The 23,290-nt window shown below is 70.5% G+C and carries 16 protein-coding genes, 1 tRNA gene and 1 pseudogene; 5 read left to right on the forward strand and 13 right to left on the reverse strand.

Going from position 1 to position 23,290, the window contains the following annotated elements; all coding sequences use genetic code 11:
* Nucleotides 1-6 precede the first annotated feature (6 nt).
* The 5 genes from CXQ92_RS05565 to CXQ92_RS05585 all read right to left on the reverse strand — a co-directional run bounded on the left by CXQ92_RS05565 (nt 7) and on the right by CXQ92_RS05585 (nt 2,623).
* On the reverse strand, nt 7-627 hold the full coding sequence (locus CXQ92_RS05565; protein WP_104165946.1) for a hypothetical protein: 621 nt from the start codon (nt 625-627) through the stop codon (nt 7-9).
* Between the two features lie 72 nt (nt 628-699).
* Entirely contained in the window at nt 700-1,281 is a 582-nt protein-coding gene (locus tag CXQ92_RS05570) for a DUF6286 domain-containing protein (RefSeq protein ID WP_146067396.1), read from the reverse strand.
* Nucleotides 1,278-1,748, reverse strand: coding sequence for an Asp23/Gls24 family envelope stress response protein (locus tag CXQ92_RS05575; RefSeq protein ID WP_104165950.1), 471 nt, complete (start codon nt 1,746-1,748; stop codon nt 1,278-1,280). Before CXQ92_RS05575 ends, CXQ92_RS05570 begins: the two co-directional genes overlap by 4 nt.
* A gap of 5 nt (nt 1,749-1,753) precedes the next feature.
* Nucleotides 1,754-1,936 carry a hypothetical protein gene (locus tag CXQ92_RS05580; protein ID WP_104165952.1) on the reverse strand — a complete coding sequence of 61 codons (183 nt, stop codon included), beginning with the start codon at nt 1,934-1,936 and terminating at the stop codon, nt 1,754-1,756.
* A gap of 165 nt (nt 1,937-2,101) precedes the next feature.
* Nucleotides 2,102-2,623, reverse strand: coding sequence for an Asp23/Gls24 family envelope stress response protein (locus tag CXQ92_RS05585; protein ID WP_104165954.1), 522 nt, complete (start codon nt 2,621-2,623; stop codon nt 2,102-2,104).
* Nucleotides 2,624-2,942: 319 nt separating this feature from the next.
* Here CXQ92_RS05585 and CXQ92_RS05590 point away from each other — a divergent pair, with 319 nt between their 5' ends.
* Genes CXQ92_RS05590 through CXQ92_RS05600 form a run of 3 tightly spaced genes read left to right on the forward strand, consistent with a single transcriptional unit; the run spans nt 2,943 to nt 4,619 of the window.
* A complete protein-coding gene (locus CXQ92_RS05590) occupies nt 2,943-3,635 on the forward strand; it encodes an RNA polymerase sigma factor (RefSeq protein ID WP_181033557.1) in 693 nt (230 codons plus the stop codon).
* Nucleotides 3,626-4,228, forward strand: a complete 603-nt coding sequence (locus CXQ92_RS05595; protein WP_104165957.1) for an Asp23/Gls24 family envelope stress response protein — start codon at nt 3,626-3,628, stop codon at nt 4,226-4,228. The genes CXQ92_RS05590 and CXQ92_RS05595 overlap by 10 nt, the downstream gene beginning before the upstream one ends.
* Nucleotides 4,218-4,619, forward strand: coding sequence for a hypothetical protein (locus CXQ92_RS05600; RefSeq protein WP_104165959.1), 402 nt, complete (start codon nt 4,218-4,220; stop codon nt 4,617-4,619). Before CXQ92_RS05595 ends, CXQ92_RS05600 begins: the two co-directional genes overlap by 11 nt.
* Nucleotides 4,620-4,690: 71 nt before the next feature.
* Here CXQ92_RS05600 and CXQ92_RS05605 read toward each other — a convergent pair.
* The 3 genes from CXQ92_RS05605 to CXQ92_RS05615 form a co-directional block, all read right to left on the reverse strand.
* Nucleotides 4,691-4,764: transfer RNA gene (locus CXQ92_RS05605), tRNA-Met, on the reverse strand.
* Between the two features lie 67 nt (nt 4,765-4,831).
* Nucleotides 4,832-7,777, reverse strand: coding sequence for a UPF0182 family protein (locus CXQ92_RS05610; protein WP_258069801.1), 2,946 nt, complete (start codon nt 7,775-7,777; stop codon nt 4,832-4,834).
* A 322-nt stretch (nt 7,778-8,099) separates the two neighbouring features.
* A complete protein-coding gene (locus CXQ92_RS05615; RefSeq protein WP_258069726.1) occupies nt 8,100-9,194 on the reverse strand; it encodes a S16 family serine protease in 1,095 nt (364 codons plus the stop codon).
* Nucleotides 9,195-9,555: 361 nt separating this feature from the next.
* On the opposite strand from CXQ92_RS05615, the gene CXQ92_RS05620 reads away from it, so the two are divergent.
* The gene (locus tag CXQ92_RS05620; protein ID WP_219815693.1) at nt 9,556-11,055 is read left to right on the forward strand and encodes a zinc-dependent metalloprotease; all 1,500 of its coding nucleotides are present in this window, start codon (nt 9,556-9,558) and stop codon (nt 11,053-11,055) included.
* 82 nt (nt 11,056-11,137) lie between these two features.
* Here the strand turns inward: CXQ92_RS05620 and CXQ92_RS05625 are convergent, their stop codons facing one another.
* The 3 genes from CXQ92_RS05625 to nudC form a co-directional block, all read right to left on the reverse strand.
* Nucleotides 11,138-11,626 (reverse strand): M48 family metallopeptidase, encoded by a 489-nt coding sequence (locus CXQ92_RS05625; protein WP_258069727.1) that lies wholly within the window; start codon nt 11,624-11,626, stop codon nt 11,138-11,140.
* Between the two features lie 70 nt (nt 11,627-11,696).
* Complete coding sequence (locus CXQ92_RS05630; protein ID WP_258069728.1) at nt 11,697-13,802, reverse strand: ATP-dependent DNA helicase UvrD2; 2,106 nt, start codon at nt 13,800-13,802, stop codon at nt 11,697-11,699.
* A complete protein-coding gene (gene nudC / locus CXQ92_RS05635; RefSeq protein WP_104165965.1) occupies nt 13,802-14,758 on the reverse strand; it encodes an NAD(+) diphosphatase in 957 nt (318 codons plus the stop codon). Before nudC ends, CXQ92_RS05630 begins: the two co-directional genes overlap by 1 nt.
* Before the next feature lie 147 nt (nt 14,759-14,905).
* Between nudC and CXQ92_RS18615 the strand changes: the two are divergent.
* Nucleotides 14,906-15,808, forward strand: a pseudogene (locus CXQ92_RS18615) (phosphotransferase); the annotation flags it as partial.
* A gap of 705 nt (nt 15,809-16,513) precedes the next feature.
* Here CXQ92_RS18615 and CXQ92_RS05645 read toward each other — a convergent pair.
* Together CXQ92_RS05645 and CXQ92_RS05650 are read right to left on the reverse strand one after the other, a co-directional pair.
* A complete protein-coding gene (locus CXQ92_RS05645) occupies nt 16,514-19,975 on the reverse strand; it encodes an ATP-dependent DNA helicase (protein ID WP_258069730.1) in 3,462 nt (1,153 codons plus the stop codon).
* Nucleotides 19,975-23,268, reverse strand: coding sequence for an ATP-dependent DNA helicase (locus CXQ92_RS05650; RefSeq protein WP_146067398.1), 3,294 nt, complete (start codon nt 23,266-23,268; stop codon nt 19,975-19,977). Before CXQ92_RS05650 ends, CXQ92_RS05645 begins: the two co-directional genes overlap by 1 nt.
* Nucleotides 23,269-23,290 lie beyond the last annotated feature (22 nt).

The following is a 23,290-nucleotide window of genomic DNA, read 5'->3' on the forward strand; positions in this document are numbered from 1 at the left end:
CTGTGCTCAGAGGACGGCAGTGCTGTCGTTGCGCTGCTGGTTCCCGACGGTGACCAGGACAGCGAGATTGCGCAGCGGTGTTTCCAGGGCCGTTTCGAGGTCTGCTGCCACGTCGGTGTGGATGAGGTGCAGCAGGTCCTGCAGGTCCGCACGGTCGTCGACGCGGACCGTGAGGAACAGATCGGGTTCGGTGGCGCTTCCCCTGAGTAACGCGTCCGCTCCGGTGACTCCGGGGAGTCGTAGCACATGGTTCTCGACGGCTTCGGCGAGGACTTTGGGCTCGCACCGCGTGTAACCGGTGCCTCCGTCGTCGGTGTGCAGCCGGAAGGTGCGGGCAGGATGCCGGCGTGGGACCTGTGCGAGTAGCCATAGCAGGGCCAGAAATCCGACGAGCACGGCGAGGGCTGTCAGGACGAGGGGCGCCGCGTCGGCCGTGAAGGCGTCACGGAGTCCGGCCGGAACCACCGTGTCGGAGGGTCGCGCGGGAATGAATCCGGCGTTCAGGGCCCCGGTGACGGTGGCGGCGGCCCCACTGGCCAGCAGGAGCCCGGCCGCGCCGAGGAGAAGGACGAGGAGCCCGATGATGGCCAGCCAGGTCCGGTTGAGCCGTCCGGCAGTTTCCCTCATGAGTTCCTTCTTCCCTTGAATGCCGTCGTGAGTGGTGGGTGGTCCTCGGTCGGTCATCGCCGACGGGTGGCATCAGTCGTTGGTCGTGCCGACGCGCACCCTGATGACGGGTTTCGGCGTGATTCCCAGATCGTCCATCCTGGTGTCGAGGGACGCTTGGAGGCGGTTGCCGAGGTCGCCTGCGTCATGCAGCGGGGTGCGCACGCTGACGTCCATCCGCTTGGCAGTGGTCGTCACCGAGCTCCGGTCGACCCCGTCCATGCGATCGACGTGCGCTGCAGCGATCTTGCTGAGCCCGCGACGGGTGAGGACCGCCTCGGAGTTGCCTGCCCGACGGCCGTCCGGCTCGTTCAGTCGAACAGTGCTGTGCCGGCCCGGCAGCAGGGCTGCCAGGAGCAGGATCAGTCCGAGCAGGGCCGCGATGATCGATGCGGTGATCACGGTCGGGCTGTTCCAGGTCAGGGAAGCAGAGGCCTCGCGCCCTGAGCGAAGGAAGTCCGGCCAGGAGCCGGTCGCGATCCGGGTGATGCCCATCCACGCTCCGGCCACCGCTGCCGAGAGCAGGACCAGTGCCGTGAGCGTCGCGGGTAGCGAGCGGCTGGACCGTCGGTGCAGCGACTGCGTTCTGCTGGGTGGGGTGGCGGGGCGGCTCATGCGAGCTCCCTTCGGCCCTGACTCTTCGTGAGGTCGGCGAGGGTGTCGATGTCGATGTCGACCTGCCGGACGTCGAGTCCGCAGATCCGTGAGACTTCCTCGCGGACCCGCTCCCGCAACAGTTCGCTGGTCTGCTTCAGCGGTGCCGGGTACGTGATGCCGACCTCGAGACGGAGGGACGCGATGAGTCCGTTGAGTTGCACGGCGGCCTTCGGCCGCGCCGTGTCGCTGTGGCGGGCACCGAGACCGAGGAAGCCGCCAGAGGGTCCGCTGACGCCCGGGACGTTCGAGGCCGCGTTGCTCGCCACTTTCTCGATCGCTCGCTCAGCGATGACCAGGGTCCCCCGTGTCGACGGATCGGAGCCGGTCGACGTCGGCGACGCGGTGGAGCGCAGCGGGGAGGGGAGCGTCCGAGGGTGCCTGGCGGAGCTCTCCGTCGGTGTTCTCCCTTCGGTGATGTCGTCCATGTCGCTCACCTGCGGGTGGTGGAGCGTCCGGTCAGGGATCCGAGGTCGAGCTTGCCGTCGATGACGCGGGCGACGATCAGTCCGACGGCACCGAAGAACGCGACGACGACGAACTCGTAGAAGCCACCGAAGGCCGCAGCCCATCCCAGGACGAGGCCGGCCAGCAGTCCCATAGCTGTTGTGCTCATGATCGGTTGCCTTTCCGTACAGCGCCCTCCACGGGCGCATTCACACGAGGTCCGCTGCCCGGAGGGCGGCGGACAGGAGGGATCTGCGAGGATCCGTCGACGCCCGGCCCCGTGGCCATCACCGGCGTGGGAGCGCGTTCATGGCCCCGGACCACCGCGCGAGTGCTACTGCAGGGCTGCATGGGCCGGCTCGTCCGTATCGTGCTCTTCGTCGTCAGGGAGGTGCACGTCGGTGACGTTGATGTTGACCTCGAGGACCTCCAGGCCGGTGGCTTCCTCGACGGAGGAGATGACGTTGCGGCGGATCATCTGGCTGACCTCGACGATGGAGGCACCGTACTCGACGATGATGCTGAGATCGACAGCTGCCTGACGCTCACCCTTCTCCACCGTGACCCCGCCACTGACATTCGTCCGTGATCCGGGAATGCGCTCGGAGATGCTGCTGAACGCGCGCCGGCTTGCACTGCCCATGGCGTATACGCCGGGGACCTCGCGAGTGGCGATGCCGGCGATCTTCTGCACGACGGTCTCGTTGATGGTGGTGTTGCCCTGGCTGGTCTGCAGCGGGCCCACCGGCCGTGCCTGCTCGGCTTCACGGGACTGCTCCGCCTGGCGCTTCTGCTCCTCGCCCGTGTTGGGGACGACTGCTGCCCGACGTGCTGCGGTGCTCTGATCCTCTGTCATGTCGATCGATCCTCCTGTGTGAGGTGTTGGTGCCGTACACCCTTAAAGACACCAGCAAGCCCGAAACGTCACGTCGACAGGCCACATATTTTCCTCGATCCGGCGCGGACGACTGTTGGGCACGAAGTGCTCCCCCTATGCTGAGCAGCACGTCGACGTGCCGCAACTGCAGAGCTGCAGTGAGGTCCGGAAGGGGGCAGGTGCCATGGGACCCGAGCCTGGATGCCACCGGCCTTCCTCCCCGGCGGGATCCCCCTCGGAACTGCACGCGGGCTCCGGACCGAGCCCTGGACAGGTCCTTGAATCGGGCACTGGACCTGTGCAGGGCGCGTCTCGTACGGCCCTTGCCACCGAGGCTCCCGGGCACCCTGCAGTCCTGGCGTCGGCGGAGGCGCTGGACGACCTGGACGAGCTCACCATCGTCGCTCGAGCGCAGAACGGCGATGTCCACGCCTTCGAATGGCTGCTCTCCACCCATGAGGGCGGGGTGTTCCGGTTGGCTTTCAGGATGCTCGACGATTATGCGGAAGCCGAGGACATCGTGCAGGAGACGTTCATCGCCGCCCGGCGGGGCCTGCCGGACCTTGCAGCCCCCCAGGCGTTCACCCCCTGGCTCTACCGTGCGGCCACGAACAAATGCTTCAACAACCTCCGAAGCCGCCGACGCCACCCGGCTGCCCCTGACTCGTTCGACGACGAGCCCGTCCCCGGTGGCTCCCACGGCGCTTCCGCCGTAGGAGAGGCCGAACTCAGGAATCAATGGGATGCGCGCGGAGGCGGGATCTGCCAGGACCCGGCGCTGCGCTACGAGGCGGAAGCGCAGATGCAGGCCCTTGCCTGTCTCGTGCGGGCAGTCCCGGCCGGTCCGCGGGCCTGCTGGCTACTGCGCGATGTCCATGAGTTCTCCTACACCGAGATCGCAGCGATCGTGCGACTGCCGGAGAGTACGGTTCGAGGGCGCATCGCCCGGACCAGGCGGATTCTCGCAGAAGGGATGGAGCCATGGCGATGAACGAGGGGCAGCCCCGATTGGGGTGCGGACGGATCATCGACGATGTCTGGGAATCCATCGACCGACCGGCCAGCATCCACGAACGAACATGCCGGGATTGTCAGAGCGCGCGAGCCGCCCTCGAGCACCTCGAAGCGGTTACCAGGTCCATGCGCGACCGTGACCGCAGTGACCCGGCCCTGCGACCGAGCCGTCGAGTGCGGGCAGCGATCCTGATGGTCGCCCGGGCGGAGATACGGCGCAGCCGACGTGTTCCCCTTGGCACCACACCTCGGGGGACCATCGACATCAGCGAACAGGCACTCACCGGCCTGATCCGGTTTGCTGCCTCCACCCTGCCCGGCGTCCGCGCTCGCCGATGCACCATTGCCGGCACCCGGGAACCACAGACCTCACCGGCAGGGCCGCCGTCGACGGCGGCGGTCGACGGCGAGGACGTGCGGATCACGCTCACCGTCGCGCTGTCCTCCCAGGTAAGGATTCCCGCCACCGTGACTCTGCTACGCGAACGGGTCGGCACCATCGTGCAGGCGCAGACGGGGATCACCATGCAACAGATCGACATCGGTGTGGAGGATCTCTATGACGTCTGAGCAGCCCTTCCATGCGCGGGTCGTCGATCTCGACTCCATCGCCGACACGCTCGGCACCGCGCTCGGCCGGCACCCGGGCGTCGTCCGCCTGGAACCGACCATGCGCAGTGTCCTGACGCGCTGGAAAGTCGCGTCGGTCAGCCAACTCCACCGGAACGTCCGGCCCGACACCCCGCCCCCGGCAGTCGCTACCCGCGACGGACTGGTTCTCTCCCTCACCGACGGCGTCCTGGACCTGCACGTCGAGCTGGCGACGAACATCTCGAGACCTGCGCTCGACCTGGCCCGTGAAGTGCAGGAAGTCGCCGTCGACGTCATCAGGGCGAGCGGCTTGGCCGTCGGCCACGTCGACGTCACCATCCTCGCCATCGAAGGCACGCCCGCGCCGTGACACTTTGGGCGCGGGCGCCCGGGAAAGCAAGAAGTCCGGCCCACCAGATGGTGGACCGGACTTCTTTTCCGTTGCGGGGACAGGATTTGAACCTGTGACCTCTGGGTTATGAGCCCAGCGAGCTACCGAACTGCTCCACCCCGCGGCGTGTAACTAACGTTACCGGCCGCCGGGTGGAGAAGCAAATTGGGCGGCTGCCCGGGGCGCTCGGGCTACTGTCCGGCCGCAGCCGCGCCGCGTTCCTCGGCGTCGAGCGCCCGCTGGATGGCCTGCTCCAGGCGGTCCTGGGCCTCACCATAGGCTGCGAAGTCGCCCGACTCGAGGGCGGCGTTACCGTCCTGGATCGCGCTGTTCGCGTCGGCGAGTGCTGCCCGCAGATCGGCGGCCGGGTCTCCGGTCGCGCCACCGGGGGTTCCGCCCTCGGAAGGCGTGGGTGCGGGCGACGGTGTCGCTCCCCCGTCCCCACCCTCCGCCGGAGGCGCCGCCGGGTCGTCCGGGGTCTCCCCGACGTTCTCCTCGTCGCCGGTCGTGGCCCCCGAGTTGCCGCCGAACACCTGGTCCAGTGCCTCGGCGAGGGTCGGTGCGAACCCGACGGTCTCCCCGAAGCTGACCAGGACCCGCCGCAGGACGGGGAAGGACGAGCTGCCCGAGGACTGGACGTAGACGGGCTGCACGTACGCGATCCCGCCGCCGATCGGCAGCGTCAGGAGGTTGCCGTTGATGACCTCGGACGCACCCTGCCGGAGCAGGTTGAGCTCCTGCGACACGGTCGTGTCCGAGTTGAAGAGGTTCTGGGCCTGTCCGGGACCTACCACGGAATCCTGGCCCGAGCTGTCGAGCAGGGTCAGCCTGCCGTAGTTCTCGTTCTTGACGCCGTCCTCGCCCGTGCCGGCGTCACCGTTGGCCGCGAGGAAACCGTACAGCACGTTCCGCGGCGTCTGACCCACGGGCACGTACGGGATGTACGGCGTCGTCAGCGAGAACGCCGCCTCCTCCTGGTTGGGCATCTGGAGCGTGAGGTAGAACGGCGGCTGCCGCGGGGTGGACGCCGTCGTCGTGCTGTCGGACCCCGCGCCGGGGTCCGCGGGTACGCTCCACGCCTCGCTGTTGTTGTAGAACGCGTCGGTGTCGGTGACGTGGTAGCGCGCCAGGAGCTCGCGCTGCACCTTGAAGAGGTCCTCGGGGTACCGCACGTGCGCCATGAGGTCGGCCGACATCTCGCTGTAGGGCTTCAGCGAGGTCGGGTACACGTTCTGCCACGACTGCAGGACCGGATCCTGATCGTCCCACGCGTACAGGTTCACGGAACCGTCGTACGCGTCCACGGTGGCCTTCACGGCGTTCCTGATGTAGTTGACGCGCTCCGCGGGCAGCGCCGTGGCCAGGCCCTCCGCGGTCTGCGAATCCTGCGTCGCCTGCTCCAGTTCCTGCTGCATCGAGTAGGGGAAGCTGGCACTGGTGGTGTACCCGTCGATGATCCACTTGACGCGACCGTCCACGATCGCGGGGTAGCTGTTGCCGTCGAGCGTCAGATACGGAGCGACCTTGCGCACACGGTCCACGGGATCGCGATCGTAGAGGATCTGCGAATCGCCGTTGACCTGGTCGGACAGCAGCAGGTCCGTGGACTGGAACTTGAGGGCGTAGACGAGGCGGTTGAAGGCGTTGCCGACGTTGGGGCCGCCCTGTCCGCTGAAGGTCGTCCGGGACTCGTTGTCGGAGTTCTCGTTCTGCGGCCGGTCGATCTCGGCGGGGGCCTGGCCCTCCGGCGCTCCGACGACCGAGTACTCGGGGGATTCCTCGCCGAAGTAGATGCGCGGCTCATAGGTGGACTCGTCGCCCAGCACACCGGTCGAGGGGATGCCGGACTGCAGGAAGGACGGGCGGCCGTCGGGCTCCACGGTCGAGCCGGCTGCGGCGACCACACCGTATCCGTGCGTGTAGAAGACGTGCTCGTTGACCCAGCCGTCCGGCACACCGTTGGTGTCCAACTCGCGCACCGCGATCACGGTGTCCTGTACTTCGCCGTCGATCTCGTACCGGTCGACGTTGAGGGTCTGCGGGAACTGGTAGTACTGACGGAACTGCTGGAGCTGACTGAAGGCATCAGAGACCAGATTCGGGTCGAGCAGGCGGATGTTCGCGGTGGTTTCGCCGTCCTCGCCCAGCGCGCCCGCGGCCGGGATCGACTCCGGTGAGTACGCCTCGACCTCCACCTGGTCGAGCCCGTAGGCCTCACGCGTGAGCTGGATGTTCCGTTCGATGAACTCGTCCTCGAGGCTGAGCTCGGAGGGACGCACCTGGAAGCGCTGCACGACCGCCGGGTACACGCCGCCGGCGAGCAGCGCCGTGATGATGAGCATCGCGGTTCCGATCAGCGGCAGCCGCCAGCGGCCGACGAACGCGGAGGCCACGAACAGGGCGGCGACGATGATCGCAGCCACCGCGAGGATGGCCTTCGTGGGGATGACCGCATTGACGTCCGTGTACAGCGCGCCGGCCCAGGTGCCCTGGTTCAGCAGGGTGTCGTAGCGGTCGAGCCAGTAGTTGACGCCCTGCAGCACCAGGAAGAGGGCGGCGACGACGGCGATCTGCACGCGGGCCGCCTTGGTCGTGAACAGGCCCTTCTCCTCGAGGCGGATGCCGCCGTAGAGGTAGTGCGTGAGGATCGTCGCGATGGCGCTGATGATGACCACGCTGATCAGGAACCCCGTCACGAAGTTCAGGAACGGCAGCGTGAACATGTAGAAGGCGTAGTCCAGACCGAACTCCGGGTCCTGACGGTTGAACGGTTCCTGGTTGATGAACAGCAGGACCTGCTGCCACTGTGAGGAGGCGGCCGTGCCCGCGAAGGCTCCGAGGACCACCGGGATACCGAGCATCAGCAGGCGGCGGATCGGTTCGAGCTGCGCCTGGTACCTGTTGAGATTGTCCTGGATGGCACTGTCCGGCGCGTAGATGGGCCTGTTGCGGAACGCGATGCGCAGGCTGAAGTACACGGCCGCCGCCATGACGAGGAACGCGACGACGAAGAGGACGATGCGCGTCAGGTTCTCCGTCACGAAGACCTCGAGGAACCCGAGCTGGTTGTACCAGAGCACGTCCGCATAGACCTGGGACAGGTAGACGAAGGCGATGACGATCACCGCCACGACGATGATCGTCGGTATCAGCGGACTGCGGCGCCTGCTGGTGGTTCCACGTGCTGGGCTCGGGCTACTGCCGAACGGCCGGTCTGGTCCGGATGTCACATCTACCTCATCGTTAGCTGCTGCGGGTCACGCCGACCGGTCCTCCGCACCGCTCCCCGCCCGGGCGGGGGCAGAGGAGAGCGCACAGTCAGGCCCTTCGTGATTTCATTCTGCCCTGTTCACGCTTGGCCCGACCAATTAGGTTCCCGCCCCGCCTCGAGGGCGTCGGGATCGTCACCGAACCGTGTCGTGCGGTGGCCGGGCGATGGCTGCACCGTTTCGCGGAGCGTCAGCAGGCGGGCACGTCGGACGCATCGCCGCCGGCACCCAACGTCTCGACGGCGTCGACGGCGTCGCCGAGCGTCTCGACCTTCACGACCGTCAGGCCGTCAGGGATGTTGCCGATGACCTCGTCGCAGTTGCCGGCGGGTGCCAGGAAGAAGTCCGCCCCACCGGCTCGGGCCCCGACGAGCTTCTGGGCGATCCCACCGATCGGCCCGACGACGCCGCCGGAGTCGATCGTGCCGGTGCCCGCGAAGTGCCTGCCGCCCGTGAGGTCGCCCTCCGTCAGGTTGTCGACAATTCCGAGGGCGAACATGGTGCCGGCCGAGGGACCACCCACGTTGTCGAGCTGGATGGACACGTCGAAGGGGAAATCGAAGGTGGAGGCGAGCAGGACACCCAGCTGGAACTCCCCCTCGGCCGATTCCTTCGGCGTGACCGCGACCTCCATCTCCGCACCGTCCCGGACGATCCCCAGGGTGGCGGCAGCGCCGCCCGCCTGGGCCAGCACACTGCGGAGGGTCTCGATGTTCTCGATCCCGCGCCCGTCGATGGTGCGCAGGATGTCCCCGACCTCCAGAATGCCCTCCGACGCGGAATCATCCGCCAGCCCCGCGACGGACAGCTCCTCGGTGAACTCGATCCCCTCGTGGGAGAGGGCCGCGGCGATCGCCGATTCCTGCGACGACGTCATGGCCACGGCGTTCCGCTCCTGGACGTCGGAGGAGGTCGTCCCTTCCGGGTACACCAGCTGCTCCGGCAGGACGTCCATGTCCGGATCAGCCCAGGCCCGGAAGGTGTCGAGGACGTTCACCCGGCCGTTCGGACCACCGCTGACGAGGACGGTGGTGAGATCGAGCTCGCCCTCGGGGGGAAAGCTCTCCCTCCCCTCCACCCGGATGAGCGCCTGGCCGTCGACCTCCCCGATGGTGTTGAAGGTGGGGCCGGGCGATTCGATGATGTAGGGCGACGGCAGGAGCACAGCGGTCGCGCACAGGACGACGGCGAGGCTCCCGGAGACGGCCATGGCGCGGAAGCGCGGATCCCTCGGCCGGGCGGGTCCCTCGGGGCTGTACGTCTCGAAGTGGACAGGCTGCGTCACTGTGCTTCTCTCTGTAGGCGCGTGCCGTGCGACGGCGCGATCAGCGTCTTCCGGCTTACTTAGAGTAGACGCTCAGGCCGGGGTCGATCCGGGAGGATGCCGTCCGTCCGCCGCCCGGCCCTTCCCGGCGCCGTCGACTGCTGCCCGAACCCCGGGGTGGGCTTTGCCCTCAGCGAACGGCCGACGGCCCGAGGGACAGCGGCGATGCCGTGCCGGTAGCGTGTATCCAACAGCCGGCGGGAGCGGAAACCCCCTCCTGCCCGGATCCCCAAGCTACTCCCCAGGACCGGTGGTATCAGTGACCAACCCATCCAACCCTTCGAACGACGACGACGACACACCCCAGGATCCGCTGTCCGAGATGCTGGCGAAGATGTTCGGCGGCGGGGCCGGGGGCTTCGACCCCCAGGAGATCGCGAAGGCGGCCGGGCTCCCCTCCGATCCTGCGGCGATGGCGATGATGATGCAGCAGGTCCAGGCGATGTTCTCCGCGCCGAGCGAGGGCCCCGTGAACTGGCAGATGGCCCATGAGCAGGCCCGGCGGGTGGCGGCATCGGACAACGATCCCTCGGTCACCTCGCTCCAGCGCCGGAGCGTCGACGAGTCACTGAAACTCGCCGAGCTGTGGCTCGATCCCGTGACAGAGTTCCCGAGCACCGGACAGCTCGGCCGAGCGTGGTCGCGCGCCGAATGGGTCGAGGCCACGATGGCCACCTGGCGTCGGCTCACCGAGCCCGTGGCGACGAGCATCGCCAAGGCCCTCTCCGATGCCATCACCGGGCAGCTTCCCGACGAGATGAAGTCGATGATGGGCATGATGGGCGGTCCCGCCTCGATGCTCCAGAACGTGGGCGGCGCGATGTTTGGGATGCAGCTGGGGCAGGCCGTCGGTGCGCTGTCGAAGGACGTCGTCGGGTCGACGGACATCGGTGTCCCCCTCGCCGACGGGCGGATGGCCCTCCTCCCGGCCAACGTGGCGGCGTTCGGTGCTGGACTCGACATCCCCGAGCAGGAAGTCCAGTTGTTCCTCGCGGTGCGCGAGGCGGCGCACGTCCGGCTCTTCACGCATATCCCCTGGCTCACGGGCCACCTCCTCGGCAGCATCGAGCGTTATGCCCGGGGCATCCACATCGACATGGGCAAGATCGAGGAAGCCGCCCGTGACATCGACCCCACCAACCCCGAGAGCCTCCAGGGCGCCCTGTCGCAGGGCGTCTTCATGCCGGAGAGGACCCCTGAGCAGGACGCCGCCCTCGTGCGGCTCGAGACCACCCTCGCCCTCGTGGAGGGGTGGGTGGACGAGATGACCGCCGCAGCGGCGGCGAATCTGCCGTCGGCGGGTGCCTTGCGGGAGATGCTCCGTCGCCGTCGGGCCACCGGCGGCCCGGCCGAGCACGCCTTCGCCTCGCTGGTGGGACTCGAGCTGAGGCCGCGCAGGCTGCGCGACGCCGCGGCCCTGTGGTCCCTCCTCACCGAGGAACGCGGCATCGAGGGGCGCGACGCCCTGTGGCAGCATCCCGATCTGCTGCCCACCGCTGAGGACCTCGACGATCCCGCAGGCTTCGCGGGACGACGTCGGCTGCTCGACTCCTCCGACGCCGACGTCGATGCGGCCCTTCAGCGGCTCCTGGCCGGAGGCTTCGAGGAGCCGGAGGGGGAGGAGCCGGGCGAGGAGGCTCCTGACGCCTCCGGGGGCACGGCAACCGGGGACGGAACGCCCACGCCCGGTCCCGACGGCGCCTCCCCCACCGGTCGGTCCGACGACGGGGCCGGCCACCCGTCCGACGGCGGGCCGGCGGACGGGCCCGCCGACGATCCGCAGGGTGACGGGCCCGCCCCGGACGGCGACGCCAGGCGCTGACGTCTCCGGCGTCCGCCCGGGCGGCGCCCCTGTGCGTCGACACCGAGCGGCTCGTTCCCGATGATCGGGATGACCTGGGGCCCTAGAACTCCTCCGGCGCTCCCGTGAGGTTGCGGTGCGCTGCGAAGGCGGCGCCGTCGAGGAACGCCTTGGCGGTCTCGGTGCTGGGGTAGGACGTCAGCAGGTCCCAGAAGGCGGCGCTGTGCGAGGGTTCGATCAGGTGGGCCATCTCGTGCAGGATCACGTAGTCGACGACCCACTCCGGCATGCCCTGCAGCCGATGCGAGAGGCGGACGGTGCGGTGGGCGGGCGTGGCGGAGGCCCACCGGGTGTTCTGGTTGGTGACCCAGCCGATCGTGCTCGGCACTCCCCTGCCACCGAGGTACTGCCGGGCCAGGGCCTCGGCTCTCCGCTGCAGCGCGGATGTGGCTTCGTCGTCGACGGCCGGCTGTGCGAGGTACTTCGCGGACATCCGTTCCACCATGCGCTCCACCCAGTGGCGCTCCTGGCCGGGCGAGAAATGGCCCGGGATGGAGACCCACAGCACGCCGTCGCGGATGTCCGCGCTCACCGTGCGCTTCCGCCGTGCCGACCGTCTGACCTCGACCGGAAGCCGCACGGGGTGAGGCGGCCCGCCGGTGTCAGGCGGTGTCACTGATGATCTCCAGGACCGCTTCGCCGTACCGCTCGAGCTTCGCGGAACCGACGCCGGCGAGATCGCCGAGTTCGTCGAGGGTCTGCGGCCGCGCCTCGGCGATGGCCACGAGCGTCGCGTCCGTGAACACCACGAAGGCGGGGACGTCCTTCTCCTTCGACTCCGCGAGCCGCCAGGCGCGCAGCGCCTCGAAGGTCTCCTCCTCGTAGGTGGCCGGGCAGTCGCTGCAGCGACCGATCTTGCGCTCGGCACCCGTGAGCAGCGGCCGCTTGCACACGCGGCAGACCGCCGGCCCGGAGGACTTGCGGGTGGCCTTCGCCCGGGGCTGACGGAAGGATGCCTGGCCGGCGGTCGCGGGCCGCAGTGCATCGAGGAAGCGCGAGGGTTTCCGGGTGGCGCGTCCGCCCGCGGATCTGGACGTCGACCACGACATCGACAGGTGGATCCGGGCGCGTGTGATGCCCACGTACAGCAGCCGCCGCTCCTCGTCGATGCCTTCCTGCGTGTCCGCGAACGAGATCGGCATGAGCCCCTCGCTCAGCCCCACGAGGAAGACGGCGTCCCATTCGAGGCCCTTCGCCGAGTGGAGGGACGCGAGGGTCACACCCTGGACGGTCGGGGCGTGCTGCGCCGCGGCCCGCTCCTTGAGTTCGGCCACGAACGTCTGCAGCGTGAAGGCCTCGCCGCGGACCCTGCTGAGCTCGTCGGCGAGCCCCACGAGGGCGGCCAGCGATTCCCATTTCTCGCGGACGGCGCCGGAGTTCTGTGGGGCGACGGAGGTGTAGCCGAGGGACGCGAGGACATCGCGGACCTGCTGGGGCACGTCGTCGTCGCCCTGGGTGCGTGCCGCGGCCCGGAGCTGCAGCAGCCCGTCGCGGACCTCGCGCCGCTGGAAGAACCGCTCGCCGCCGCGCAGCTGGTATCCGATGCCGGCGCTGGCGAGCGCCTGCTCGTAGGCCTCGGACTGCCCGTTCGTGCGGTAGAGGATGGCGATCTCGCTCGCCTTGACGCCCTGGCCCAGCAGGAGACCGATGCGCCGGGCGCACTCGGCCGCCTCGGCGTCGTCGTCGGTGCACTCCGTGTACACCGGCTCGGGGCCGGCGGGGCGCTGCGCGACGAGTTCGAGCGGGGCCGACCAGGTCGTCTCGCCCGCGCGTCGGTCCACCTCGGTGCCCCGCGCGGCGAGCAGCGTGTTGGCTGCGCGCACCACCTGGGGTGTGGATCGGTAGTCGCGCACCAGCCTGACCACCTGGGCACCCTCGTAGCGCTTGGTGAAGTCGAGGAGGTGGCGTGAGGTGGCGCCGGTGAAGGAGTAGATGGTCTGGCTGGCATCACCCACGACGCACAGGTCGCGACGCTCGCCGAGCCACAGATCGAGCAGGCGCTGCTGGAGCGGGGAGACGTCCTGGTATTCGTCGACCACGAACTGGCGGTACTGCGCCCGCACCGTCGCCGCCACCTTCTCGTCCTCCTCGAGGATGGCGACGGTCGTCAGCAGGACGTCCTCGAAGTCGATGAGGTTGCGGTCGATCTTCAGATCCTCGTACGCCGAGAAGATCCGGGACACCGTGATGAGGTCCATGCCCGCCGGTTCCGCCCGGCCGGCGGCGGCCCCGGCGTAGGCGTCGGGGGTGAGCATTGAGACCTTGGCCCACTCGATCTCCGCGGCGACGTCGCGGATCGCGGCGCGGTCGGTCGACAGGCGCAGCCGGCGCGCCGACTCCGCGATCAGCTGGGCCTTGTGGTCCACGAGGGCCGGCAGCGGGCCGCCGACGGCCTGCGGCCAGAAGTACTGCAGCTGCCGGAGCGCCGCCGCGTGGAAGGTCCGCGCCTGGACCCCGCCGGCCCCGAGGTCGCGGAGCCGTGTGCGCATCTCCGCCGCGGCCCGCGCGGTGAAGGTCACGGCGAGGACCTGCTGCGGCTTGTAGACGCCGGTGTGCACGCCGTACGCGATGCGGTGGGTGATGGCGCGGGTCTTGCCCGTACCTGCTCCGGCGAGCACGCACAGCGGTCCGGACAGAGTGCTGGCCACCGTCCGCTGTTCGTCGTCGAGTCCCTCGAGGATGCTGTCCTCGAGCAGTTGTCCGGACACTAGGGACGCGCCTCCGATGGCTCCTCGTCCAGCGGCCCGCCGTACCACCGCTCGATCATCGCCCGCGCGATGGAGACGCCGCCCGCCACGACGATCTTCTCGTCGCGCACCTCGGCGAAGAGTTCCTCCCGCGTGAACCACCGCAGCGACCGCACCTCCTCGCGGTCGGGTACGGCATCGGTGTTCGCGGCCCGTGCCGTGAAGCCGACCATCAGGGATGCCGGGAACGGCCAGGGCTGGGAGCCGAGGTACTCCGGGGATTCGACCCGGATCCCGGATTCCTCCCCGACCTCGCGGACGACGGCGGCCTCGAGCGACTCACCGGGTTCGACGAAGCCGGCCAGCGTCGAGTAGCGGTCCTCGGGCCAGGCGACGGCGGAGCCGAGCAGGATGCGGTCGTCGTCGTCGATAATGGAGACGATGATGGCGGGGTCCGTGCGCGGGTAATGCTCGGACCCGTCCCTCGGGCACCGCCTCACCCAGCCGGCGTGGGTGGGAACCGTCGCGGCACCGCAGCGGGGGCAGTGGGTGTGGGTCGCGTGCCAGTTGGCGATCGCGGCACCCGCCACGAACAGGCCGGTGTCGCGCGCATCGAGCGACGCCGCGATCTCGCGCAGGCCGAGCCACTGGCCGAGGGGCGCGACGGCAGCGTCCTCCTCGTCGAACACGGCCAGGACGACGCGCCGCCCGGCATCGGCGTACCCCTCGTCGACGCGGCCGAGGTAGACGACCATGGCCGGGCGGGCGAGGTCCGCGGGACCGAGGAGACGGAGGGCGTTCCCGACGACGGGGGCCTTCCCGCGGGCGAGCGGCAGGACCCGTGTGTCCGCCGACGCCCACAGGTCGTCGAGGAAGTGTTCGGTGGGCCGGGCCTCGCCGTCCCGGTCCGTGGCGGCACGTGACAGTGGCAGCGATCCGAGGGGAGGGAGCACGAGGGCCCGGAGTGGATCGGTCATGGTTCTACGGTACGTTCTTGCACTCCCAAATCCCATTCACCGGAACCCCGGTGGAGGAGTAGTGCGGGGCCCGACACGAGTGGTGCATCCGGCGACTCGCCGAACAGCTGCGAGCGGCCGGAGCTGGAACGCCCTACGGTTGATCTTGTGAAACGGACACCCATGGAACTTGCAGCCATCGCCAGCGCCGCAGTACCTGGCCTCGCTCCGACCGGCGTCGCCGGCGCCCCCGACGACGCCGCGGACTTCGACGCCGCCCTGCTCGTCGACGATGCAGGGAAGCAGTGGAGGGTCCGCTCGCCCCGGCACGCGGAGGCCAGCATGCGCCTCGAGACCGAGTTGCAGGCCCTGCGTGCCTTCACCCCCGCCGTCAAGGCGGAGCTGCCGTTCCTCATCCCGCACATGGCCGGCAGCGTCCGCCAGGGTGAGCTCAGCACCTTCGTGTATTCGCACCTGGCCGGCACCACCCGATCGCTCGACGCGCTCACCGCCGGCGGGTCCGCGATGGCGGAGGAACTCGGCCGCGTGATCGCCGCGATCCACACGTTGCCGCCGGAGATGGTGCAGCGCGCGGACCTGCCCGGGTACGAGGCCGACGAGTACCGCCAGCGCAAATTGAACGAGCTGGACCAGGCCGCGACCACCGGGAGGATCCCCTCCATCCTGCTGCGCCGCTGGGAGCACGCGCTCGAGGACGTCGCCCTCTGGCGGTTCAGCCCGACCGTGGTCCATGGCGACCTCCACGAGGACCACCTCCTCATCGCCGCGGGTCGCGTCTCGGCCGTGACCGGGTGGACGGACCTGTGCGTCGGCGATCCCGCCGAGGACTTCGCCTGGCTCGCCGCGGCCGAGGACACCGCGTTCGTCGACGCCGTGTATGCGGCCTACGCGGCCGCAAGGGCCACCGCCGTCGATCCCCACCTGTCCCGCCGCGCTGCGCTCGCCGCGGAGTTCGCCCTGGCGCAGTGGCTGGTCCGGGGGATGGCCCTCGAGGACGCCGGCATGATCGACGAGGCGGAGGACATGCTCGCCACGCTCGAAGCCGACGTGGAATCGATCGAGCGCGAACAGCACGAGGCCGCGGAACGGGCACGGCACGAGCACGAGCAGCGCCTCGAGTGGGGCGACGAACTGGGCACGGACGCGGACGGCGCGCACCTCCCGTCGGGGTCCGAGGAGGCTTCCGATGATGCGCCCGATGATGCTGGGTCGGTCACCGGCGAAGCATCGCTCCGCCCGGCCAGCGGTGCAGGGGGCGTCGACACCGTCGGGGCCGGCCACCGCGGCACGCACGATCCGGCGTCCGTAGGCGGATCCCGTGCCGCGGATGACGAGCGGCCGTCGGGGCAAGCCGGGGCTCCGGCCGTGGACGGTGCCCCTGCTCCGGAGCGCACCGGCAGCCACCTCTTCGACCCGAAGGCCGAAGCCAACCGGGCGCATCTCCATGCGGCGCCGACCGAGGACGACCGGCGCCGCGACCATGGGACCCCCTCCGGCTCCTCGCTGGCGCACGCCCGCCTCACGGCGGGGCGTCAGCGGCCTGTCACGACCTCGTCGAAGGTCACGGTACTGACGGGCACCGACCCCGGAACGGGGTCCCCGGACGACGTCGCCACCTCCGCCCTGCCGATCGTCCAGGCCCGGCGCTGACCCCTCCGGCCCACCTGCCGTCCGCCGTCGCCCCGACGTCGTCCAGACGGGACAGGGGTCCCGGGGACGAGCGACGCATGCGGGTACGCCCGCCCGCGCCCGTGCTCAGGAGCCGGCCGGGCCGGCCGCCCGGATGATCCTCTCGAGTTCCCCGGCATCGGCGAGATCGTGGGGCCGGACCACCAGGTTGTCGGCGACGTAGAAGAACGCCGCGCGCACCTTCTCGAGGGGCACCTCCTTCAGCCGCGACCACGCGAGCCGGTAGACGGCGAGCTGGACCGCCTTGGCTGCGCGCCGGTCCGGCGACGGCGGCCGCCCCGTCTTCCAGTCGATGAGGTCCCATCCGCCGTCGGCGTCGCGGAACACCGCGTCCACCCGGCCACGCACCACGATGCCGCCGATCTTCGTCTCGATGGGCGCCTCGATCGCCGCGGGCTCCCGCAGGGCCCACTCGGACTGCTCGAAGATCGCCGCCATGTCCGTCAGTCCGAGGGTCTCGTCGACATGCGAATCCGCACCGCCGGGGTACTCGCCGAGGTCGAGCATCCCGCCCGCCCCGTAGAACTCCTCGATCCAGGCATGGAACGCGGTGCCCTTGCGGGCGGCTGACCCCGGTCGCCGGGGCAGCGGCCGCCGCAGTTGCTGCATGACTGCGGCCGCGTCCTCGCGCAGTTCCACCAGGGTCGAGGCGGAGATGTGCGAGGGCAGGGCGAGGGGTATCCGTTCCCGCTCCCGGGCCTGCCGCGCCAGGGCGAGCCGGACCTCCCGACCCCAGCGACCGGCGTCCGGTTCGGTCTCGGGCGTGGGTGCTGCGGCCTGTTCGAGGACCGCCTGTGCTGCGTGTTCGATGGACGGCCGCCGGATGCCGAGCGGATCGAACGGCCACCGTGCCCGCTCCGGGCTCGCGTTCGCCGGGTTCGCGTCCCCCTCCTCCCCTTCCGGGAGCCAGTACGGCAGGACGACGCCGGCCGTCCCGGATTCGGCGAGCGCCACGAGGTCCGCCAGGTAGGAGGACGGCGCCGACGGTTTCGACCGCCCGCCGCCCCACGCCGAGGACGTGCACACCAGGGCGTGCTTCGCGCGGGTGAATGCAACGTAGGCGAGCCGGCGTTCCTCGCGTTCGGCGTGCGCCCGCGCCTCTCCGGTGAACTCCGTCTCGCTGGCCAGCCATTCCTTCTGGTCCTGCTGCTCCCAGTCCCACTGCGGCAGTTCGGGCGCATCGCCACGCAGGGGCCAGGGGATGGCGGAGTCGCCGCTGCTCCAGCGCGAGTCCTTGCCGCTCGGGAACGAGCCGTCGTTGAGGCCGGGCACGAACACGACGTCCCATTCCAGGCCCTTGGAGGCGTGCACGGTGAGGAGCTGGACCGCGTCACGGCTCGCTTCGAGCTGCGTCACCGGCAGTCCGTCCTCCTCCTGGTCCGCGGCCTCGAGCCAGGCGAGGAACGCGGGCAGGTCGACACGCTCCGCGGTGGACACGAAGCCGGCGACGGCCTCGGTGAAGGCGTCGAGGTTGCGGCGTGCCTCGTGGATGCTCACACCCGGCTTCGCGGCCACCTCGATGTCCAGCAGGATCGTGCGCTCGACCTCGCCGATCATGCTGCCCAGGTCATCGCCCACGAAGCTCCGGAGGCCGCGCAGTTCGTGGCGCAGGAGCTCGAGCCGCTGCCGGGCGGTACCGCTCAGGGTCCTGCCGGCCGACGACACCCAGTCGAGCGGCGGAAGGTAGTCGACGGCCTCGACCAGGCTCCCCGCCTCGGCGAGGTCGGGGGCCACGACGGCGTCCCTGCCCTGCTCGCGGTCGAGCTCGCCCTCCGGCTCTCCGGCGGACGGGCTGCCCCGGCGGAACATGGCCTCACGCGTCCGGGCCAGTTGCCGGGACCAGTCCCCGAGGGCCATCAGGTCCGCCGGTCCGAGCCGCCAGCGCGCGCCGGACAGCAGCCTCAGCATCGAGTCGGAGCGGTCCGGGTCGCCGAGGACCCTCAAGGTGGCGAGCAGGTCGACGATCTCGGGGGTGCGCAGCAGGCCGCCGAGCCCGACGACCTGCACCGGGATGCCGGCGCGCTCCAGTTCCCGCCGGATCGGCTCGAACTGCTTGCGCCCACGGCACAGCACGGCCATGGTGGGCCGGAGCGGCGACCCGTCGTCGTCGGTCTCGAAGCTGCGCCGGCGCTGCCTCAGGGCCTCGCGGGCGACGGCCTCGGCCTCGCTGAGCGAGGTCTGCGGACCGACGGTCGGCTGCCCGTCGGCTCCCGCGGGGTCGTCCGGGGCGGCGTCGGACCTGCTCGGCGCAGCCTGCCCGGCAGCGGGCGCATCCGTGAGGAACCGCCCCAGCAGGACCTCGCCGAGGGGCGCCCCGGGCCGCGCCACGAGTCCGGGGACCTGTTGGACGGTGGTGTTGCGGAGCCACGGCGCCGGCACGTTGAGCGGAGCCGACACCGTGTTCGCGGCTTCGAGGATGGAGGTCGCGTTCCGCCAGGCGACCGACAGGTGCGCCACCTCCGACGGCGCACGGCTCTCGGTGGTCACCCGCGGGAACGCGGTGCGGAAGGTGCCGAGCTGCCCTGCGGACGCGCCCCGGAACCCGTAGATGGACTGGTGGGGGTCGCCGACCGCGGTGACGGAACGCCCGTCGGCGAACAGCCGTGAGAACAGGACCATCTGGGCGTGCGAGGTGTCCTGGAACTCGTCCAGCAGCACCACCCGGTACTTCTCCCGCTCCATCGCCCCGGCCTCCGGGATGTCGCGGGCGATCCTGGCCGCGAGCGAGACGAGGTCGCCGAAGTCGAGCTGCCTGCGTGCGAGCTTCGCGGCGGCGTAGTGCTCGACCAGTTCGGTGACGGTGATGCGGGTGCGCAGCTTGTCCAGCAGGTCCTGGACCTTCTGCGTCGCTGCCCTGCCCGATCCTGCGACGTACGGCCGGGTGGCCACGTGCTCGACGTGGCGGCGCAGTTCGTCCCGGACCGTGGCCGGGCTGACCAGGTGTTCGGCGCACTCCCCCGCCATGCCGAGCACCGCCTTCACGAGCGTGCTCTTCGCTGCCGTGAAGTGCTCCCAGTCGCCGTCGTAGGCCTCGACGACGGCGTGCGCGAGCTGCCAGGACTGGGCGGTCCCGAGCATCACCGAATCACGCTCCACACCGATGCGCAGCCCGTAGTCCTGGACGATCCCGTTGGCGAAGGAGTGGTAGGTGGAGATGGTGGGATCGAGCCGGTCCAGAGCGTCCCCGCCCGCGGGTGCAGGGGCGTCCTGCGCGAGCGCGGCGTAGAGCTGGGCCAGCCGCTGCCGGACCCTCGACGCCAACTCTCCGGCGGCCTTCCGGGTGAAGGTGACGCCGAGGACCTGTTCGGGGCGCACGAGGTCGTTGGCCACGAGCCAGACGACCCTGTCCGCCATGGTCTTGGTCTTCCCCGAGCCCGCGCCGGCGATGACCAGCAGCGGCTCCAGGGGTGCCTCGATGACGCGTGCCTGATCGTCGGTCGGGTACTGGACGGGGGCATCCGGGTCCGTGTGCAGCAGCTCCGCGAGTGCCCGGGCCGAATACCGTGCCGCCCGTCGTGCAGCGGCCACTACTGCGTCACCTGCTTTCCCTCTTCGCACAGGGGGCAGACTTCGGGCAGCCGGCATCCGCTGCCGCCGAACCCCGACCGGCGGGGGTCGTGGACGGTGTCGAACGTCGCGGCGGACATCAGCGCGGCGGCGTCCTCGATCATCGTCCTCGCCCAGGTGTCCTCCGGTCCCACCGGGGGCTGCACCTGCACCGCGACCCCCTTGGCCTTCGTGCCCAGCTGGACCAGTGCAGCGCCCCCCGGTGCGGTGCCTCCGGTGTTCGCGGCCTCCTCGGGCTCGGCCTGTGGGGCGTCCGGTGTGCCGTCCGTGTCCTGGTCGCCGAACCGGGCACCCGCGGCCAGGGCCGTCTGGTAGGCGGCGAGCTGCGGGTGGCGTGGGATGTCCGCCTGTGCGGGCGAGCTCCTGCCCGTCTTGAGGTCGACGACGACGAAGCGACCGTCGGCGTCGACCTCCAGCCGGTCGATCTGCCCGCGCAGGCGCACGAGCCGTTCGGCGTCCGCCAGGCGGAGCTCGAGCTCGACCGCGAAGTCGACCTCCGTGGCCAGAAGGCTGCGTCCGTCCTTCCGCATGGAGAGCACGTAGGCGGCGAGCTTCCGCACCATGGTCTCGGCGCGCCGGAAGTCGGACCGGCCCTCCCAGGTGTCCTTGATCCCCAGCTGCGGCCAGCGCCGTTCGAGCTCCCGCACGTACTCGGTGCCGGTGGCCTCCGGAAGGTCCTGGGCGATCTGGTGGACGAGCGTGCCGAGGGACCGGGCGAAGTCGGTGGTCCGCTCCCCGCCCGCGGCGGAGACGAACCAGCTCAGGGGCGAGGCGAGCACGGACTCGACCTTGGAGGGCGATACCGGGATCGGCTGGTCCATCGGCACCACCGGGTCCTCGCTGGTCATGCCGAGCACGCCCCACCACCGGGCCGGATGCGCTCCCGGCACCGGCGGCTCCAGCACTGCCATACGCCCGAGGTGCCGGGCGGCCTCCGTGGACAGGGCCGGGCTCGCCTGCGGGTCCTGCGCGAACTTCCGCAGCTCGGCGACGAGCGCGCGGAGGGTGAGGGGGCGCAGGACCTCGGTGCGCGGTCGCGCTGCGATGCCGGGCGGCAGGGGGTCGAGCACGTCGAGGAACGGTGAGGGCTGCTCGTCCTGGGAGGCGACGGCGCAGCACACCAGCTCCTGCGTGGCCCGGGAGACGGCGAGCGAGAAGGTCCGCAGCTCGTCGAACCGGATGTCCTGCAGCAGGGACACCGGGTCCCGGTTGCTGCGGAACGATTCCCCGTAGTCGAGCAGCGCACGCAGTTCACCCGATCCGAGGAGTTCTCCCCGCAACCGGAGATTGGGCCAGACGCCGTCCTGCACGCCCGCCACGATCACGAGCGGCCAGTGCCTGCCGGCGGCACTCGCGGGCGTCAGGACCGACACCGACGCCTGGCGGGCGATGCGCGTCGTCAGGGTGTCCATGGGGATGTCCTGGCTGAGGATGTAGTCCAGGAACAGTTCCGGGTCGGCGCCGGGCATCTGTTCCACGAATCGCTCCGCGGTCTGGAAGAGGGCCATCATCGCGTCGAGGTCGCGGTCGGCGCGGCTCGAGGACGGCCCCTCGGACAGGGCTGCGGCCGACCACTGCTGCGCGAGCCCCGAGGCGGACCACAGCGCCCACAGGACGGTCTCGGGATCGCGTCCGGGATCGGCGGCCGCGGACCGCCCCGCCTCCAGCATGCGGGCCAGACGCCGGACCGGCGCTCCCTCGGACGGCAGGGCGGCGATCTGCTCCGGCGCGGAGAACAGGGCGGTGAGGAGTTCGTCGCTCGTCCGCCCCCCGCCCTCCTGCAGCTCGGTCCGCCGGAGGATCTGGCGCAGGCGCCGGAGATCCAGGCTGCCCGCCCCGCCGATCCGCGAGGTGAGCAGCGAGATGCACAGCTCCGTGTCGAATTCGGTGCGGCCGACGACGACGGCGAACAGCTCGAGCAGGGGGCGCACGGCCGGTTCCTCCCGGATGGCGGTCTCCGCGGCGGGGACGTTCACGGCGATGCCCTGGGCCGTGAGGAACCGCTGCACCGCGGACACCTGCGCACCGTTGCGGACGATCACGGCGATGTCGTCGAGGCTGCGCTCCCCGAACAGGTGCGCCTCGAGCACGCGCTGGGTGATGAACCGCTGTTCGTGGAAGGCGCTGTCGAGGACGTGGGCGGACATGGCCGGGCCGTCCGTCGTCGTGCCGTCGGTTCGAGGACCCCCCACGTTCCGGTAGTCCGTGCTGATGCCCGTGGTCGCGATGCGCGCCGCGACGTTGCTCCACGCCCCGGCGAGCGGGCCGTGGAGGGTCAGCGACCCCGGCAGGGTGACCGTGGTCAGGCCGCCCCCGCGGCGGAAGAGGGTGGACAGGCGTCCGGTGAGTTCGGGGCGTGCTCCGCGGAAGCCCTGCGCCACCACGTCCGGGCAGGAGGTGATGACGACGTCGTTGCCTGCCCCGATGAGCCCCAGCAGGGCATGGACGGCGGGGTTCGCCTCCTGGTAGTCGTCCACGAGGATCAGCTGCAGACGCCCCCGCTCCCGGTCGAGGAAGTCGCGGTCCGTCTCGAGGATCTCGCGGGCGGCGGTGAGGATGCCGGCCGGGTCGAAGGCCTCGGGCATGCGGAGGTCCAGGACGTCGCGGTATTCGCGGTAGAGAGCGGCCGCTGCGACCCAGTCCGGGCGGTCGAACCGCTCGCCCCAGGCGGAGAGCTCCTCGGCGGGGACCCCGTACTCGCTCACGCGGTCGAAGAGGTCCCGGATCTCCTGCCGGAAGCCGCGGGTCGGCAGGGCGAGGGCGAGGCCGGAGGGCCAGTCGAGTCCCGGAGCGCCGTCGCGTCCGTGGCCGGAGAGGAGCTCCTTGATGATGAGGTCCTGTTCGGCGCCCGAGAGCAGCCTCGGTGCACGCGTGATGGCGGGGGTGCGGCCCTCGGCCCTGGCCCGGCGGATGAGGTCGAAGGCGTAGGACGCCCAGGTGCGGGCGGGCGCCGTGCTGATGCTGCGGTCGAGTTTGGCGGTCAGTTCGTCCCGGAGCCGCGTCGAGGCCGCGCGGGTGGGACCGAGGAGGAGCAGGCCTTCCGGCGCCACGGTCCCCGCCCCGATACGGGCGACGGCGAGGTCGGTGAGCAGGGACGACTTGCCACTGCCCGGCGCACCGAGGACCAGCACCTGACCGGTCACGTCCGTCAGCGACCGGAGCACGTCGGCGTACCCTTCCGCGGGGGTCGCGGAGGCCGTGGCGGCGCCGTCGCCGAGGGCTGCCGGCGGAGCGTCAGGAAGAGTGCTGGTCATGGATCAAGACCATCACACGCCA

Origin of the sequence: Arthrobacter sp. SX1312, assembly GCF_002929295.1 — a bacterium.
Lineage (GTDB): Bacteria > Actinomycetota > Actinomycetes > Actinomycetales > Micrococcaceae > Arthrobacter_D.